Here is a 16,548-nt window from a genome sequence, read left to right as displayed (position 1 = left end):
AATATCTAAACAAAACCAGGAGGTCCATTATGACATTCAAGAGCAAACCTATTTACTGTGCTATTGTGATATCCTTTTTATTCGGTGCACAATTAATCGCACAAACACAAAAACCTGTACTTCATGGCAGGCATTGGGTGGCGATTACCGGCAAACCATTGGGCGCTACAGCCGGAGCTAAAATTTTTGACCGCGGTGGCAATGCGGTAGATGCAACATGCGCAATGTTGGCAGCAACTTGCACTATGTATGATGTTTTAAGCTGGGGTGGTGAAACGCAAGCTTTGATTTACAATCCTCATACTAAAAAGGTAATCGGTATTAATGCGTTAGGGGTTGCTCCAACCGGGGCAACAGCCGAATTCTACAAAGAAAAGGGCATGAAATACCCGCCTGCTTATGGACCATTGGCAGCCGTTACACCGGGGACACCTGGCGGATTGATGGTGATGCTCGCCGAGTACGGCAGCATGAGCCTCAAACAAGTCCTGGAACCAGCCATGCAATTGGCCGAGGGCTATCCGATTGAGGAACAACTTGTCAGGAGTATCGAAAGAGGAAAAGATCGTATCAAAAAATGGCCGTATTCGAAGAAAGTGTTCCTTCCCCATCTTGGAGAAGAGCATGAGGCTCCTTATGCTGGTGAAATATTCAAACAACCAGATCTTTTGAACACTTTGAAGAAACTCGTTGAAACCGAGGAAAAAGCTTTGGCTGCAGGAAAGTCTCGAAAAGAAGCTATTTATGCAGCTTACGATCGTTTCTATAAAGGCGATATCGCCAAAGAATTTGTACGTGGTTCACAAGAACAAGGCGGATTGCACACTTTAGAAGATTTAGCTAATTGGAAAGTCTACATCGAAGAACCGGTGATGACCACTTACAAAGGTATTGAAGTCTACAAATTGACGACCTGGGTTCAGGGTCCGGTATTGCTGCAAGCGCTTAATATTTTGGAAAATATTGATTTGAGCGCCATGAGTTATAACAGTACGAAATATATCCACACTCTTTATCAAGCCATGAATCTTGCATTTGCCGATCGTGATTTTTATTACGGCGATCCCTATTTCCCACCCGAAGAGCCCATTAAGGGATTGCTCTCCAAAGAATATGCTAAAGAACGGATGAAACTGATCGATTGGGAGAAGAATAACCCGGACGTCAAACCAGGCGATCCGTATCCGTTTGAAGGCAAGAAAAACCCATTTCTGCATCTTCTCAAAAAGTGGTCGAATGTAGATACGGTGACTGTTGCCGCGCTGAGCGAAATAGAAAAAGCAGAATACGAAGAGGGTTTTTACGCGGGAACAACTTCCATCCAGGCAGCTGATAAAGAAGGTTGGGTGGTTTCTGTAACTCCCAGCGGCGGCTGGATGCCGGCTTGTATAGCCGGGAATACGGGTATCGGAATGAGCCAGAGAATGCAAAGCTTTGTCCTCGATGAAGGTAAAAATCCTTACAACTTACCGGTTGCAGGTAAAAGACCGCGAGCGACACTAACACCCAGTATGGCTCTGAAGGATGGTAAACCGTACCTGTCTTTTGCTGTGCAGGGCGGTGATTCCCAAGATCAAAACTTGTTGCAGTTCTTTTTGAATGTGGTGGAATTCGGCATGAATGTGCAGGAAGCCTGTGAAGCGGCAAATATAACGAGTTACCAGATGCAAAGCTCTTTTGGCAAGCATGATGCCACTCCAGGCAGGTTAGTCTTGAATGAAGAAGTTCCGAAATGGGTGCGATCTAAATTGGCAGATATGGGATATCGATTAGATTTTAGGAATAGAACATCCGGGCCCATCACAGCCATTTATTTCGATTGGGAGCACGGATCGTTCTGGGGCGGTGTGAGTAATTCTGGTGAAGATTATGGTATCGCCTGGTGAAACAAATACTAAATTCTAATTTCGGATTTCGGATTTACTATTGCATAACTTTCAGTATTGAATGAAACGAGAATTTAGTTGCCACGAAAATACTTAAAGAGAATCAACTTAGTTACATGGGTTGTTTTCATTCTAGTAACATATTTTGTATTATTGCTGGTTCTGGTCTCGCTGGAACGGCAATCTACGGATAGCAGTATACATAACTTTTTTGACGCATTTTGGTATTCTGTCGTTACACTTACAACAGTGGGATATGGCGATGTTTACCCGGTCTCACCTTCAGGTAAGATTATTGGTTTAACTTTTGTTCTTGGGAGTTTAGCAATCTTAGGAATGCTTGTAGGAAATATTACAGAAAAACTAAATGAAAAAAGAGAAGTGAAGAAAATGGGACTTAAAGGAACTAAGTTTAAAAATCATATAGTCATTCTTGGCTGGGATTCATTTGCAAAATCCATTACTGAACAATTGCTGAATGCCGAGAGAGAAATTGCGATTATTACCGACAAAAGGGATGATATCGATTTAATTCCCCAGGAATTTCCTTATAAATCTATCTTTGTATTATATTCCGAACTCGATAATTATAATTGCATTAGAAAAGCAAATCTTGACCGCGCATACATGGTTTTAGTTAATCTACAGAGTGATGCTGAAAAGCTAATTGCTATTTTAAATCTCAAAAAACATTTTACAGATTTAACTTTTACCGTTATTCTGGACAATGTCGACTTAAAAGACACATTCCAAAGCGCCGGGGTAACCTATGTTTTGTCCAAAAACGAAATTGCCTCTAAATTAGTCGCCAGTTATATTTTCGAACCGGCTGTGGCTGAATTTACTACTGACCTAATGTCCAGCAACAAATCATCTGATCAATATGACTTACAACAATACCTGGTATTAGAAAAAAATCCATATGTGAATCAGAAATATGGCGAGGTTTTTTTTAATTTTAAGAACAGGTTTAATTGTTTTCTGCTAGGCATTAGTAAATTCCAGGACAATAAAAGAACCTTGTTAAAACTGCCACCGAACGATACTCTCATAGAAACCGGGGATTATCTTATCGTAATTTTGAATAAAATCCAAACAATAAAGGTTGAAAAGTTTTTCGGGGTGAAAGAAGGCTTGGCGATTTGAATACAGGTTCTTTTGCTTGGCATTGACTCGTGACAATGTTTCTAATCAATTAAAAGCTTACTGCGATTTTGTTATTTCTTATTGTTTACAAAAAAACTTGGAAATCTCTATTCTAAAGTATATACTTTACGCATGATGAAAGAAGCTAAAATTTTCATGAATGGACATAGTCAGGCAGTTAGACTACCAAAGGAATTCAGGTTTAAAGATAAATCAGTTTATATAAATAGGCTAGGTGAATGTGTAGTATTGATCCCTAAGGAAAATCCATGGAAGACAATGTTCGATGCATGCTCTAAATTTTCAGAGGATTTTATGTCGGATCGTGACCAGGGAGAAGAGCAAAAAAGAGAAAAGTTCGATTGATAAAATACATGCTGGATACAAATATTTGTATCTATATAATAAAAAAAACCCCACAGAAAGTTATTGATAAATTTAAAAACATAAAGCTTGGTGAGATCGGGATATCATCCATCACCTATTGCGAGCTTCAATATGGAGTTGCAAATAGTAAGATGAAAAAAGAAAATCAAGACGCATTAAATGAATTCTTAACCCCACTAAATATATTAGATTACCCAGGCGATGCAGCTCATACATATGGTGAAATAAGAGCAAAATTAAAAAAAATAGGCGACCGTATTGGTCAATTAGATTTATTAATTAGTACACATGCAGTACACATAAATGCCACTCTTATTACAAATAACATAAATGAATTTAATAAAATTGAAAATCTCAAAATTGAAAATTGGGTATAGCGTTTCAATTCAACTGAAATTTGTTTACCTTAGTTAGGGTTTTTTTACTTTGCAACAATAGAACGAGCTAAAAAATACATTCGTGCGTTTTTATCGATCAGTTTTAATAATAATTCTTTCCACTTTACACAATGTTCTGCCCAGGAATTTACGATTAATGGTTATGTCCAGGACAAGGAGTAATATCGAAAATGGTTTGGGGATTTTTGCAGGGTACAGTATTTCGACTACACCAATTTTTGATTTGTAAACTGTCGTTTCAACCTTCCAAAGGGTTCGAACCTTCGGAAGGTTAGTCGCAGTGGTAAAACTAAGAAATTGATAACGATATGGGTATGGGATATTAATAGGAACGACTAGTTGAAAACTTGCTGTAAATTATTTCAACAAAATAAGGGAAAGAAAAAAGAATTCCAAAGTCCCCTCTCGAGAGAGGGGATTTAGGGGTGTGTAATTTTGCTCTAAAAAACCCATTAACTCATGCCAAAACGCAAACTCATACCATACAACCCAATACTAAAAGAATTAGCCAGAAATCTCCGCAATAACAGCACATTGTCTGAGATCTTGCTCTGGAAGAAACTAAAAGGAAAACAAATTTGCGTATACGATTTCCACCATCAGAAACCACTCGATAATTACACACCCCTGAAAATCCGTCCGGGACGGGATTTTCTTCCCCTCTCGAGAGGGGAATTATTATTAACTATGCTTTTTTTGATATTGATAAGTACAAATTTTATATGTTACAGTAATTATATTTATTGATACTTTACTAGTAAAGATAAATGAAACATGATTTTACTCAAAGACATCATACTAATCTTATTTTTAGCCATCCTGATCATTCTGATCTTGTCTAAATTCAGGATACCGCCGGTAATCGGCTTTTTGCTAACCGGTGTAATTATTGGCCCAACCGCATTGCAATTAGTTGATTCAATTTCTGATATCGAAGTTCTGGCTGAAATAGGCATTATTTTACTCATGTTTACCATCGGGCTGGAATTTTCATTAGAAAAAATCAGGAAGATATTTAAAGACTTTTTGCTATTCGGTGGGCTTCAGGTAGCGATAAGCTGGCTGGTTTTCTCTTTTTTACTTTATTGGTACGGCTTGGTAATGCACCAGGCTTTGCTAGGTGGTTTTATTTTAGCCTTGAGCAGTACGGCCATCGTCTTGAAATTATTGCAGGAAAAAGACGATCTAAATTCACCCTCCGGATTGAAGATGACCGGCATCTTGCTTTTTCAGGATGCGGTTATCATTCCGGCTTTGATTTTACTTCCCCTTATTAGCCAATTTCGTGAAGCCCAAACGAGTCCTATTGTTACGAAAATCCTGTTGGCTTTTGGCAGTGTTATTTTAGTTTTTATTGTAAGTAAAGCAGTATTGCCCAATATTTTTAAGCTTATTTTTAAAGTACGTTTGCCGGATTTATTATTGGTAACGGTTTTTGTTTTTTTATTTGGGCTAACCATCTTAGCCCACCAGTTGGGCTTGTCTATGGCGATGGGTGCTTTTATTGTGGGAATAGCCATATCCGATTCCGATTATGCGCATCAAATCAACACCGATATTATCCCATTCAGGCATATTTTTAATTCCATATTTTTTATATCCATCGGAATGTTCGTTAATATCTCCTTTTTACTTTCACATTTTACACAAGTTTTATCGATTACTTTGATCATAATCGTTATAAAATTCGTCATCATTCTGGCTATATTTGTTGTCACCAAACATCCATTAAATACAGGAGTGATGACCGCTTTTGGCCTGGCTCATATCGGTGAATTCTCATTTATCCTTTTGAAAGTCGCCCAGGAAAACACACTTTTTGACCAGGACATCCATCAAATTCTTTTATCGTCTGCAATATTAAGTATGTTTTCCATTCCGTTAGCTCTCAACATCGGCAAGAAAATAAGCAGATCGGAAAGACTAAAAAAAGGTTTACAAATTTCTGAGCAATCAAAACCACTTACAAACCATACCATAATCGCCGGATTCGGAGTTAACGGCCAAAATATTGCAAAAATATTAAAGCTGCTCGATTTTCCTTATACCATTATTGAAATGAATCCTGCTACAGTAAAAAAGTATAAATCTCTTGGAGAGTCTATCCATTTTGGTAATATTGACCGGGAGCAGAATATGAAGTTAATCGGTATTTCCAAAGCTTCATTGTTGGTGATTGCGATCAACGACATGGAAGCTACCCGGAGAACCGTGAAACTCGCACGTAGATTAAATTCGTCTTTGCGCATCATTGTGCGGGCAAATTATATTACCCAGGTCGAAACAATGTATAAATTTGGAGCGGATCTCGTGCTATCCCAGGATATGGAAACCTCTCTTATATTTATTCATCATATCCTTAAATTTTATCACATGCCTGACCATATAACCCGGATTCAAACGAATTTGTTAAGAAAAAAACATTACCAGTTTTTCTATAAGCAAGAAACCCGTGAAGAATGGAAGATCGCCATTTCTGATAATATCGAACAAGACAATGAATTGTTTTTTATCAGTCCCCATTCTCGTTTCGTAGACAAAAAATTAGAATCACTCGATCCTTTTCATTATGATGGCACTGAGATCATCGGTGTTATCCGTAAGACTGAGGTCTTATCAAAACCCCTGGGGAATTTAATCATCGAAAAGTACGATACGATTATTTTTTCAGGAAACCACCAAAAAGTCTTTGAAGCTATGACCTGGATGGAAGAAAATAATTAGACAGATGAATGTCGTAAGTTCACAAATTTGAAATTGCATTTTCTGTTGTTTTTATTTAAACTTATATCAATAATGGAATGGAGTTGTTATGCCAGAAATCAGTCGGTTTTTTGGTATTATTATACGGATGTACTTTGATGACCACACACCGCCTCATTTTCATGCAGTTTATGGTAATAATGAGGTTCAAATTTCAATTAATCCAATTGCTGTTTTACGCGGAGATTTACCACCTCGAGCAGAATCTATGGTTGTTGAATGGACTGCCCTGCATCAAAATGAATTAGTAGAGAATTGGAATAGGCTTAACAAAAACCAACCAGCTTTGAAAATTGAACCACTAAAATAAAGAGATCACAATGTTCCCACGAATAAAAAAAGTTCGTCATATTAAAAATTATCGATTACTGATAACTTTTACCGATGGGAAAGAAATTGAATTAAACTTTAGAAACCGAATTGTTGGGCGAGGAGGTGTATTTACACAATTGGAAAATATAGATACTTTCAAACAAGTTAAAGTTGATTCAGAAATTGGAACGCTTGTGTGGCCAAACGATGTGGATTTTTGCCCTGACGTACTTTATAGTGAAGCAACTGGACAACCTATTCCAAATTCCAAAGCTGTTATTCATGATTATAATAAAAAAGACGGTACTTGAAGTTACGTCTGATAACCATTCATACCCAGCCGCCTGTCCATCCTTCCTGGACTCGGAAGCGCCGTAATAAACCTTGTTTTTCCAATCGAATAGAATAGCCTGATAACCGCCAAAACTACCGACATTGTAGCCCACATTGTGCCCCATTTTTACCAATTCCCGGATGACCTCATAATCGACTCCGGTTTCCAGATACACAGATCCGCCGTCTGTCATTACTTCACCTGTTGGTTGGGAGGAGCCCTGGTGTAAAATCCGAGGGGCATCGCCGGCTTCTTGCAGATTCATACCAAAATCAACCATGTTGATTACGATTTGCGCATGTGCCTGCGGTTGGGTAGCACCACCCATAACGCCAAAGCTCATGTAGGGCTTACCGTCTTTGGTGATAAATGCTGGAATGATCGTATGAAACGGACGTTTGTGCGGTGCATACGTATTAAAATGACCTTCTTCGAGAGTGAACAATTCACCGCGATCTTGAAAAATAAATCCCAATCCATCCGGGGAAAGGCCGCATCCCATGCCACGATAATTGCTTTGAATCAACGAAACCATGTTGCCTTCACTATCGGCAACAGTCAGATAGATGGTATCACCAGCTTCCAGACTGGGATTGCCAACGTCATAGCGCCAAGCCGCTCGATGAGGATCGATGAGCTTGCGTCTCTTCTCAGCATATTCTTTAGAGATAAGCCAGTCAACCGGAATCTCATTAAAATCCGGATCGGCATAATATTTGGCGCGATCCTCGAAGGCCAATTTCTTCGCTTCCAAAAAATGATGGATATATTCTGTACTGGCAAAACCCATACTTTTTAAATCAAAGCCTTCGAGAATATTTAAGATTTGCAGGGCGGCAATTCCCTGTCCATTGGGTGGCAGTTCCCAGACATCGTATCCGCGATAATTAGTGGAAACCGGCTCAACCCATTCTGAAGAATGATCTGCTAAATCTTTGTAGGAAAGAAATCCACCTACTCTTTTCATAAACGCATCGATGGTTTTGGCAATCTCGCCTTTGTAAAAGACATCCCGGCCGCCTTTTGCGATTTTTTCCAGGGTGTTGGCTAATTTCGGATTTTTAAATATTTCACCTTTTTCCGGCGCTCTGCCGTTTGGCATAAAAGTTTCCTTAAAACCCGGCCATTCCTGCAAGATTGGCACATTAGCCTGCATATAATACGCAATCAGTTCCGATACCGGGAAACCCTTCCGGGCGTATTTTATGGTAGGTCCTAAAATGGATTCCATAGACAATTTGCCAAACTTCTTGTGTAATTCAAACCAACCGTCCACACAGCCCGGCACCGAAACCGGCAACGGCCCGCGACTCGGAATTTGCTTAATATCAAGGGCCACTTGTGTGGCTAAGGGTTGACTCGTCGCCGCCATCCCATTTTGGGCTATCACTTCGGATCGGGTGGCAAACGAAATTTTTAACATTATTTTTTGCCACAAATGTACACGGATTTTCACTAATTATTATTCGTTTCGTTAATTCGTGAAATTCGTGGCAGTTAATTTTTGGGTGGGTGTGCTACTTAAAAAAATGCTTATTCTTTTTTATAAAATCCGTTGGTGTTTGGACTTGAATTGGACTGGCTTTGTAATGTTTCACATTTCTGGTGAGTATTACCTCTGCATTACATGCTTTAGCTGCTGCTACCTGAAGTGAATCCTCAAAATCAGAAAACAGAAGTCCAGTGGCATACAAAACGTCTTTGGTTGATGTTGAAGCCACATTTACAAACTGTAGCAAATCTTTGACAAATTCAATGGCGTCTTGTTTTTTTACTTTTGCAGAAACGATATAATAATAATTTGAGATCGAATGCCAGGCAATGAAGCTTTCAAAATGGCGGTTTTCTGCAGCATCGATTAGCGTGGCGGCATCATCTGAAAACGGCTTTCTGTCTGATGCAAGGTCGATGAGGATATCGGTATCCAAAAATACTATCATTGCAGATACCGCTCTTCTAATTTTTTGTAACGTATTTCATTTTTTTCTACGGCTTTAAATTTACCCTGCCATTTTTGCGAAAACGAATCCTGGTGCTTTTGCGTTACATCGCGCAGCATATTTTCCACCAATTTGGACACGGAAATACCTTTTGCCTTTGCGTACTTTTTGCTTTTTGGCACCAAATCATTTTCTATGGTTAAATTCAATTTTGTTTTCACTTTTTTTCCTCCAGGAAAAATAATACGTATCAGTTAATATAAATATACGCCTGTCAAATGAAATTTTCAACATTATTTTTTGCCACAAATGTACACGAATTTTCACTAATTATTGTTCGTGTGACCAGGGGGAATCAGGGGTCATTTTTTTTTAATTTTTTAATTCTTTGAGATCAAGCATCGATATCTTTTTCGAGTTCTTCAGTATGATCCCAATAGTATGCGAGAGCGGCATGAATTTGACCAAGTGTGAGATATGGGTGCTGGAATAAAAGTTCTTCCGGACTCCATCCGTAAGCGAACTTTAGCTTTATCAATTCAATTACTTTCATGGTCGTACCTAATATGTAAGGTATTCCATCTTCATCGATAGCTATATGTTCATAGCAGGTTTCAATAACACCCATGATAATATTCCTAAATTATTTTGAGTAATAATATATTATTAAAATTTAGGTTTTGTTCAGTTAAAAGTCAAGCACTTGCTTTCATTCATGGAATATATTCTTTCAATACCCAGCCGCATGCCCATCCTTCCTGGACTCGGAAGCACCGTAATAAACCTTGTTTTTCCAATCGAATAGAATAGCCTGATAACCGCCAAAACTACCGACATTGTAGCCCACATTGTGCCCCATTTTTACCAATTCCCGGATGACCTCATAATCGACTCCGGTTTCCAGATACACAGATCCGCCGTCTGTCATTACTTCACCTGTTGGTTGGGAGGAGCCCTGATGTAAAATCCGGGGGGCATCGCCGGCTTCTTGCAGATTCATACCGAAATCAACCATGTTGATTACGATTTGCGCATGTGCCTGGGGTTGGGTAGCGCCACCCATAACGCCAAAGCTCATGTAGGGCTTACCGTCTTTGGTGATAAATGCTGGAATGATCGTATGAAACGGACGTTTGTGCGGTGCATACGTATTAAAATGACCTTCTTCGAGAGTGAACAATTCACCACGATCTTGAAAAATAAATCCCAATCCATCCGGAGAAAGGCCGCATCCCATGCCACGATAATTGCTCTGAATCAACGAAACCATGTTGCCTTCACTATCGGCAACAGTCAGATAGATGGTATCACCAGCTTCCAGACTGGGATTGCCAACGTCATAGCGCCAAGCCGCTCGATGAGGATCGATGAGCTTGCGTCTCTCCTCAGCATATTCTTTAGAGATAAGCCAGTCAACCGGAATCTCATTAAAATCCGGATCGGCATAATATTTGGCTCGATCTTCGAATGCCAATTTCTTCGCTTCCAAAAAATGAGGTATATATTCTGTACTGGCAAAGCCCATACTCTTTAAATCAAAACCTTCGAGAATATTTAAGATTTGCAGGGCGGCAATTCCCTGTCCATTGGGTGGCAGTTCCCAGACATCGTAGCCGCGATAATTAGTGGAAACCGGCTCAACCCATTCTGAAGAATGATCTGCTAAATCTTTGTAGGAAAGAAATCCACCTACTCTTTTCATAAACGCATCGATGGTTTTGGCAATCTCGCCTTTGTAAAAGACATCCCGGCCGCCTTTTGCGATTTTTTCCAGGGTGTTGGCTAATTTCGGATTTTTAAATATTTCACCTTTTTCCGGCGCTCTGCCGTTTGGCATAAAAGTTTCCTTAAAACCCGGCCATTCCTGCAAGATTGGCACATGAGCCTGCATATAATACGCAATCAGTTCCGATACCGGGAAACCCTTCCGGGCGTATTTTATGGTAGGTCCTAAAATGGATTCCATAGACAATTTGCCAAACTTCTTGTGTAATTCAAACCAACCGTCCACACAGCCCGGCACCGAAACCGGCAACGGCCCGCGACTCGGAATTTGCTTATAACCATTTTGCTTGAAATAATCAAGGGTTAAGGAATAAGGTGAACGGCCGCTTCCATTTAATCCATAAAGCTTCTGGGTTTTGGCGTCCCAGACAATGGCAAAAAGGTCACCGCCAATTCCGCTGCCCGTGGGTTCAACAAGACCAAGCATGGCATTGGCTGCAATTGCAGCATCGACAGCAGTACCACCCTGCTTGAGAATATCAAGGGCCACTTGTGTGGCTAAGGGTTGACTCGTCGCCGCCATCCCATTTTGGGCTATCACTTCGGATCGGGTGGCAAACGATCTGCCGGTGATGCGGTCTTGTGCTAATAATAACGGGACGAAAAAAATCATGGTAGGTAGTAAATATATGAATTTCATTTTTTTAACTCCGTAAAATTAGAAATTAGAATATCGAATATCGAAAACCCAAACAAATTCTAATGTCTAAAACTCAAAAAATCAAACTGTAGTTTAGATAATTAAATTAATTTGGGATCAAGTTTGAAAAATTAATAATTAGAATTTCTTATTTGTTTAGAATTTAGATATTCGGATTTCGATATTTTTCTTGATTTTCAAAACCATCATCTCATTAAGATTTATGCTCCAAACAACTCAATCTTAAATACTCTCGCCAAAATTAGAATTGCACTCAATATTGTAAAAACAAAAAAACTTGCCCAGCCAAACCATTTCGCAAAAGTTGAAGGATAAAAATATTTATCTTCTTTGGGAATAATCGTTAAGCAATAATAAAGGTTGAGAAAAAATATAACAGGCGCAATAAAAAATGCCAGCGCCGAAGCAACCAGTACTAACCAAACCGGTTTCGGTATTCCTGCTATAATTAAAACAGAAGCCACAAGGGAATATAACATCGTCATTCGATAAATGTTGTATTCGGAATACCATTTGCTTTTATTTTCAGCTGCCAGAGATTCTTTTTCAATCCCCTGCAGACTCGCTGTGTTTTTGAACATATTCCTGCTACATGCAGCAACAATCCGGGGCCAGCCGTCGAAATAATTGAATGCGGTGGAAAAGGTTGCCGCAAAAGCGCCAAGCAAGAAAATAGCCATCATCCATGGTCCGACACTGAGTGTGAAAATTTTGGCAATTTCCCCGATCACGGCTCGTCCTTCAACAGGATTCGGATATAACCAAACAGCCGCCAATAACAAAAAAATGATTGCAATAATAAAAGAAATTACATGACCTAGCCGAAAATCCCACAATCCGATTTTGAACCATCTTCTACAGTACTCAAGAGCATGGTCAGGAAGTTTGGTGGTATCGACAGCTAGATCCTCCTTTTTTGATGTAAAAGGATCGAAAGATTTGGCAATGCCCAACTCTTCAATATTTGTCCTGATCTTACTCATCCCAACTTTTTTTGCTTTCCCCCATTCTGATGCTTGTAGTGAGACATCAATACCTGTAGGCAATAAACCGAGAAACGCAGCAATAATCAGCCAGGAACCTTGCGGCGTATCGAAAATAAAGAAATTGGCCATTGCGGAGATTGGCGCAGGTTTGACAAAATATACGGCTAATGTAGAAATTACTAATAATCCGGCTGCAATTTTAGCAACCATTTCAACAGCTTTATAATTCCCCCGCAAAATGATTGCTACTGAGATCAAACCTAAAAACAGACCATAGTATTCAATGGCGATATTAAAACCCAGGGAAACACTGAATAAATAATATAATACTGCAGAAGCCGCAATTAGCCTGCCGGCTTGCCCAATTGCGCATTGAACCAACGTAGTAACCAGCACATACCATAATGGCCATTTTTTCCATGCCGTACTGTATGCCTCGACCATGCTCTTGCCGGTGGCATTCGTAAACCTGAAAGCCATTTCAAAACCATAGTATTTAAAAATATAGGCAATAGGAATACACCAAAGAAGAGCATAACCGAATCGTCCTCCTGCTACAGGTGCAGTAATTAAATGACTGGTCCCGATACCGGTCATCATCAGGATAATTCCGGGGCCAAAATATAGAGCCAATTTGGCGGGAACCATACTGGGAAGTTTTAAACTTGCTAATCCATTCTTCGAGCTTTTGTTATGATTATCAGCAGTCATAAGAAATCCCTTGAGTTTAGGTTATCAATTGCATGGTTGATTGATTAACTTGCACTATTCATGAATTTTTTGCCACGAAGACGCGAAAATTATGTAACTTAGAAGAACCACTATTAAAAAATGAGTTCCTTTCGATTTATTTTATAATTATAAAACTTGAGTTCATTCTAAAAAGGTGCGATACCGATTCCATCGCTCTCATAAGTATTTGTTTTTATGTATCATTTAATTTTAGAAAAGCGACTGAATCGGTTTTTAGAGTGGACTCAAACTTATTTTCTTTTTTTTCAATACTTTGTGACTTTGTGACTTTGTGACTTGTTGCTATGAATTGTTCAGATTAATAATTGAAATAGCCAATTTCTAAAAATCAATACTCTATTCAGAATTTTGAACACATAATCTTAATAGCGCAAGTACGGTATCGACTGTGGGTGTGGGAGTACCAACTAGTTTAGCCATTTCAGAAACAGCACCTACTAATGCATCAATTTCCATTGGCCGACCCTTATCAAAATCCTGCAACATGGACGTTTTGTGGGCGCCTACATCTTCAGCCCAGCCAATGCGGGTATCAACATCGACCAAAAATTTCACATCCAGTTTTTCTGCAACAGCCGCAGCTTCAACCATCATGTTTCGAATGACAGAACGAACAGCTAAGTCCTGCGCCATTTGCTCCAATGTTGCCGAAGTAAGAACACTCACCGGATTAAAAGAGACATTGCCCCAAAGTTTTAACCAGATATCATCCCTTATTTTTTTTCGCACAGGCGCTTTGAAACCTGCAGCAGTAAAAGCCACACTTAAAGCCACTACCCTATCAGATTTAGAACCATCCAATTCACCAAGCATAAAACGCTTGCCATCAATATGCCTGATAATTCCGGGTTCCACAATTTCGCTGGAAGGATATACCACACAACCTATCACCCGATCCGGTCTCAGTGTATCCCAAATCCGTCCGCCAGGGTCCACACTTTCCAAACGATGATTCTCAAAGGAACCCGCCAACTTATAAAAATACCACCACAAAATGCCATTTTGGGCGGTGACGATTGCCGTATTCTCCCCGAGAAGCGGTGTCATTTGTTCCACAATGGGCGAAACCGAATGCGCTTTGAGAGTAATGATCACATAATCTTGTTGACCAAGCTCTTTCGGGTTGTCAGTAGCCGTTATTTTAGCAACTTTTTTCTCCCCTTCTGTCCATAAAATCAAACCCTTTTTTTGTATAGCTTCCAGGTGAGGTCCGCGGGCAATTAATGATACATCATAGCCTGCTATTGCCAATTGGGCGCCAAGATATCCGCCGATTGCCCCGGCGCCATAAATGCAGATTTTCATTGATTTTGAGGAATTAGAATGAAATTGTTATTTTTACTTAATAATAGCACTGAATACCATCGAAATTTTCTATTGATTAATACGATGATTTATAATTTTTTTCAAGCAAGAACGAAAACTCTAAAACTGTTACCCCCGAAAGCTTACCCGCTTAAAAGCATGCGGGCACAAGTTTATCAGGGGTCTGAATAGACTCCCGCTAGAAACATGCGGGAGTGACAAAATTCGTAAATTTATGTGATTCCCAATTTTTCTGCTAATCCAATTCGCTGTAATTTGCCGGTAGGACCTTTTGGAATTTCATCAAGAAAAATTACCTTACGCGGCACTTTGAAATCCGCCAGTCTTTGACCGGCGAATTCGCGGATCTCTTTTTCAGTGGTTGTTTCGCCTTCTCTCAATACCAGCGCAACAGCCACTTCCTCTCCTAATTTTTCATGAGGCATTGCAAAGGTCACTGCCTGAAGCACGGCTGGATGATCCAGCAATATTTCATCCACTTCTCGAGGTGATATTTTCTCTCCGCCTCGATTGATAATCTCCTTCAACCGGCCGGTAAGTCGAAGATAACCTTCTGTGTCTATAATACCCTGGTCTCCGGTGCGAAACCAGCCATTCGTAAATCCTGTTGCATTTGCTGCAGGATTATTCAGATATCCTAAAGTTACATTTTGTCCTCGAATAACTACTTCTCCTATTGTGCCTGAGGTTAATAGTTTACCATTTTCATCCATAATAGAAATTTCCGGACCTGCGGCAATTCCAACTGAACCAGGTTTTCTTTCTTTTGGCGGCAAGGGATTACTAGCCATTTGGTGCGCAGCCTCTGTCATACCATAGGATTCGATCACCGGCGAATTAAATGTCTCTTCCATTGCCATCATGACCTGGGGAGGCAGCGATGCGGACGAAGATCGCAGAAAACGTAAACGAGAATTTTTGATAATATCACTATTCCTGGAGGCACGGCTTAGAATTGCCTGATGCATGGTAGGCACCCCGGTATACCAGGTAGGGTTGGATTCTTTTAGCCATGCAAAAAATTTCAATGCATTGAAACCTGGCGTACAGAAAACCGAAGCCCCTGCCCGCAACGAACTTAAAACCGCTGCGATTAAGCCATGTATGTGAAATAAAGGCATGATATTCAAACATCTATCTTCAGGAACCAATGCCAGGTTGTTGACAATATTCTCGGCAGAAGTACAAATATTCAATTGGCTCAATGGAACGATCTTGGGGCGCGCGGTTGTACCGGATGTATGCAGCACGAGTGCATTATCATTTTCCCTAGCGAATCCACATTGAGGTTTGGCATTTGGCAAAGGCTTTCCCTTAAGTTGAAAAACTCCTGCCGGATCTCCTTCATTCGTTTGTAATTCCACAACGGCGATTCCAAGTTTCTCAGCAACTTTTCGGGCCGGACTTTCACTGTCTTCCTTCACGATTAGGAGTCTTGCATTGAGGTCAGTTAAGTAGAACTCGAATTCTTTTTCCTGGTAGACCGGGTTCAACGGAGCCGTCGTTGCGCCGGCTGCAATAGAGATAAATGCTGAAGCCATCTCAGGACCATTTGGCAAAACGATGGCTACAGGATCATTACGGCCAATTCCTAGAGCATTTAAAGTATCGACTGTATTTGCAACGTGATCACGCAATCCGGAAAATGTCAAAGCGGTTCGATTCGGAGCGCTAATTGCAATGGAATCACCTTTTCCATTTTCCAATAATTCCTGAATAGTTTTAATATTCGACATAATATGAAGACCTTAAGTTTTTAATTACCATTCAAAAAAGATTCACCCAATATAAACCAATGATTGACAACGTCAAGATTTTTTTATGCACATTTTTGTATTTTTCTCCAAAATCAATTTTATTGTTGGAGTTAT

Annotated in this window: 15 protein-coding genes; 7 read left to right on the top strand and 8 right to left on the bottom strand. The window is 39.8% G+C overall.

What is annotated here, in order from left to right; all coding sequences use genetic code 11:
* Positions 1 to 29: 29 nt before the first annotated feature.
* From IIC38_15820 to IIC38_15790, 7 genes are all read left to right on the top strand, one after another.
* On the top strand, positions 30 to 1,886 hold the full coding sequence (locus IIC38_15820; GenBank protein MCH8127404.1) for a gamma-glutamyltransferase: 1,857 nt from the start codon (positions 30 to 32) through the stop codon (positions 1,884 to 1,886).
* Between the two features lie 78 nt (positions 1,887 to 1,964).
* On the top strand, positions 1,965 to 3,032 hold the full coding sequence (locus tag IIC38_15815) for an NAD-binding protein (GenBank protein MCH8127403.1): 1,068 nt from the start codon (positions 1,965 to 1,967) through the stop codon (positions 3,030 to 3,032).
* 135 nt (positions 3,033 to 3,167) lie between these two features.
* The gene (locus tag IIC38_15810) at positions 3,168 to 3,398 is read left to right on the top strand and encodes an antitoxin (protein ID MCH8127402.1); all 231 of its coding nucleotides are present in this window, start codon (positions 3,168 to 3,170) and stop codon (positions 3,396 to 3,398) included.
* Positions 3,398 to 3,796 carry a type II toxin-antitoxin system VapC family toxin gene (locus IIC38_15805; GenBank protein ID MCH8127401.1) on the top strand — a complete coding sequence of 133 codons (399 nt, stop codon included), beginning with the start codon at positions 3,398 to 3,400 and terminating at the stop codon, positions 3,794 to 3,796. Before IIC38_15810 ends, IIC38_15805 begins: the two co-directional genes overlap by 1 nt.
* Positions 3,797 to 4,276: 480 nt before the next feature.
* Entirely contained in the window at positions 4,277 to 4,564 is a 288-nt protein-coding gene (locus tag IIC38_15800) for a DUF559 domain-containing protein (protein ID MCH8127400.1), read from the top strand.
* Positions 4,565 to 4,591: 27 nt separating this feature from the next.
* Positions 4,592 to 6,541 (top strand): cation:proton antiporter, encoded by a 1,950-nt coding sequence (locus tag IIC38_15795; protein ID MCH8127399.1) that lies wholly within the window; start codon positions 4,592 to 4,594, stop codon positions 6,539 to 6,541.
* Between the two features lie 88 nt (positions 6,542 to 6,629).
* A complete protein-coding gene (locus IIC38_15790) occupies positions 6,630 to 6,890 on the top strand; it encodes a DUF4160 domain-containing protein (GenBank protein MCH8127398.1) in 261 nt (86 codons plus the stop codon).
* Positions 6,891 to 7,068: 178 nt separating this feature from the next.
* Here the strand turns inward: IIC38_15790 and IIC38_15785 are convergent, their stop codons facing one another.
* The 8 genes from IIC38_15785 to IIC38_15750 all read right to left on the bottom strand — a co-directional run bounded on the left by IIC38_15785 (position 7,069) and on the right by IIC38_15750 (position 16,413).
* Positions 7,069 to 8,649 (bottom strand): gamma-glutamyltransferase family protein, encoded by a 1,581-nt coding sequence (locus tag IIC38_15785; protein ID MCH8127397.1) that lies wholly within the window; start codon positions 8,647 to 8,649, stop codon positions 7,069 to 7,071.
* Positions 8,650 to 8,743: 94 nt separating this feature from the next.
* On the bottom strand, positions 8,744 to 9,166 hold the full coding sequence (locus IIC38_15780) for a PIN domain-containing protein (protein MCH8127396.1): 423 nt from the start codon (positions 9,164 to 9,166) through the stop codon (positions 8,744 to 8,746).
* Entirely contained in the window at positions 9,163 to 9,387 is a 225-nt protein-coding gene (locus tag IIC38_15775; GenBank protein ID MCH8127395.1) for a hypothetical protein, read from the bottom strand. The genes IIC38_15780 and IIC38_15775 overlap by 4 nt, the downstream gene beginning before the upstream one ends.
* Before the next feature lie 173 nt (positions 9,388 to 9,560).
* Positions 9,561 to 9,794: a DUF433 domain-containing protein gene (locus IIC38_15770; protein MCH8127394.1), complete on the bottom strand. Its 234-nt coding sequence runs from the start codon at positions 9,792 to 9,794 to the stop codon at positions 9,561 to 9,563.
* Positions 9,795 to 9,896: 102 nt separating this feature from the next.
* Positions 9,897 to 11,591 carry a gamma-glutamyltransferase gene (ggt, locus tag IIC38_15765; GenBank protein MCH8127393.1) on the bottom strand — a complete coding sequence of 565 codons (1,695 nt, stop codon included), beginning with the start codon at positions 11,589 to 11,591 and terminating at the stop codon, positions 9,897 to 9,899.
* Positions 11,592 to 11,812: 221 nt separating this feature from the next.
* Complete coding sequence (locus IIC38_15760; GenBank protein ID MCH8127392.1) at positions 11,813 to 13,309, bottom strand: Nramp family divalent metal transporter; 1,497 nt, start codon at positions 13,307 to 13,309, stop codon at positions 11,813 to 11,815.
* A 378-nt stretch (positions 13,310 to 13,687) separates the two neighbouring features.
* Entirely contained in the window at positions 13,688 to 14,656 is a 969-nt protein-coding gene (locus IIC38_15755) for a 2-dehydropantoate 2-reductase (protein ID MCH8127391.1), read from the bottom strand.
* A gap of 233 nt (positions 14,657 to 14,889) precedes the next feature.
* The gene (locus IIC38_15750; protein MCH8127390.1) at positions 14,890 to 16,413 is read right to left on the bottom strand and encodes an AMP-binding protein; all 1,524 of its coding nucleotides are present in this window, start codon (positions 16,411 to 16,413) and stop codon (positions 14,890 to 14,892) included.
* Positions 16,414 to 16,548: the final 135 nt, after the last annotated feature.

The organism is candidate division KSB1 bacterium (assembly GCA_022566355.1).
Taxonomy (GTDB): Bacteria; Zhuqueibacterota; JdFR-76; order JdFR-76; family DREG01; genus JADFJB01.
The sequence above is the reverse complement of the archived record's forward strand: the minus strand, read 5'-3'. Positions and strand labels throughout refer to the sequence as shown.

Excerpts from the sequence above, each read along its gene's own strand:
- IIC38_15750 (MCH8127390.1), bottom strand. The coding sequence starts at position 16,413 with ATGTCGAATATTAAAACTATTCAGGAATTATTGGAAAATGGAAAAGGT.
- IIC38_15755 (MCH8127391.1), bottom strand. The coding sequence starts at position 14,656 with ATGAAAATCTGCATTTATGGCGCCGGGGCAATCGGCGGATATCTTGGC.
- IIC38_15800 (MCH8127400.1), top strand. The coding sequence starts at position 4,277 with ATGCCAAAACGCAAACTCATACCATACAACCCAATACTAAAAGAATTA.
- IIC38_15760 (MCH8127392.1), bottom strand. The coding sequence starts at position 13,309 with ATGACTGCTGATAATCATAACAAAAGCTCGAAGAATGGATTAGCAAGT.
- IIC38_15785 (MCH8127397.1), bottom strand. The coding sequence starts at position 8,649 with ATGTTAAAAATTTCGTTTGCCACCCGATCCGAAGTGATAGCCCAAAAT.
- IIC38_15770 (MCH8127394.1), bottom strand. The coding sequence starts at position 9,794 with ATGGGTGTTATTGAAACCTGCTATGAACATATAGCTATCGATGAAGAT.
- ggt (MCH8127393.1), bottom strand. The coding sequence starts at position 11,591 with ATGAAATTCATATATTTACTACCTACCATGATTTTTTTCGTCCCGTTA.
- IIC38_15810 (MCH8127402.1), top strand. The coding sequence starts at position 3,168 with ATGAAAGAAGCTAAAATTTTCATGAATGGACATAGTCAGGCAGTTAGA.
- IIC38_15820 (MCH8127404.1), top strand. The coding sequence starts at position 30 with ATGACATTCAAGAGCAAACCTATTTACTGTGCTATTGTGATATCCTTT.
- IIC38_15790 (MCH8127398.1), top strand. The coding sequence starts at position 6,630 with ATGCCAGAAATCAGTCGGTTTTTTGGTATTATTATACGGATGTACTTT.
- IIC38_15780 (MCH8127396.1), bottom strand. The coding sequence starts at position 9,166 with ATGATAGTATTTTTGGATACCGATATCCTCATCGACCTTGCATCAGAC.
- IIC38_15795 (MCH8127399.1), top strand. The coding sequence starts at position 4,592 with ATGATTTTACTCAAAGACATCATACTAATCTTATTTTTAGCCATCCTG.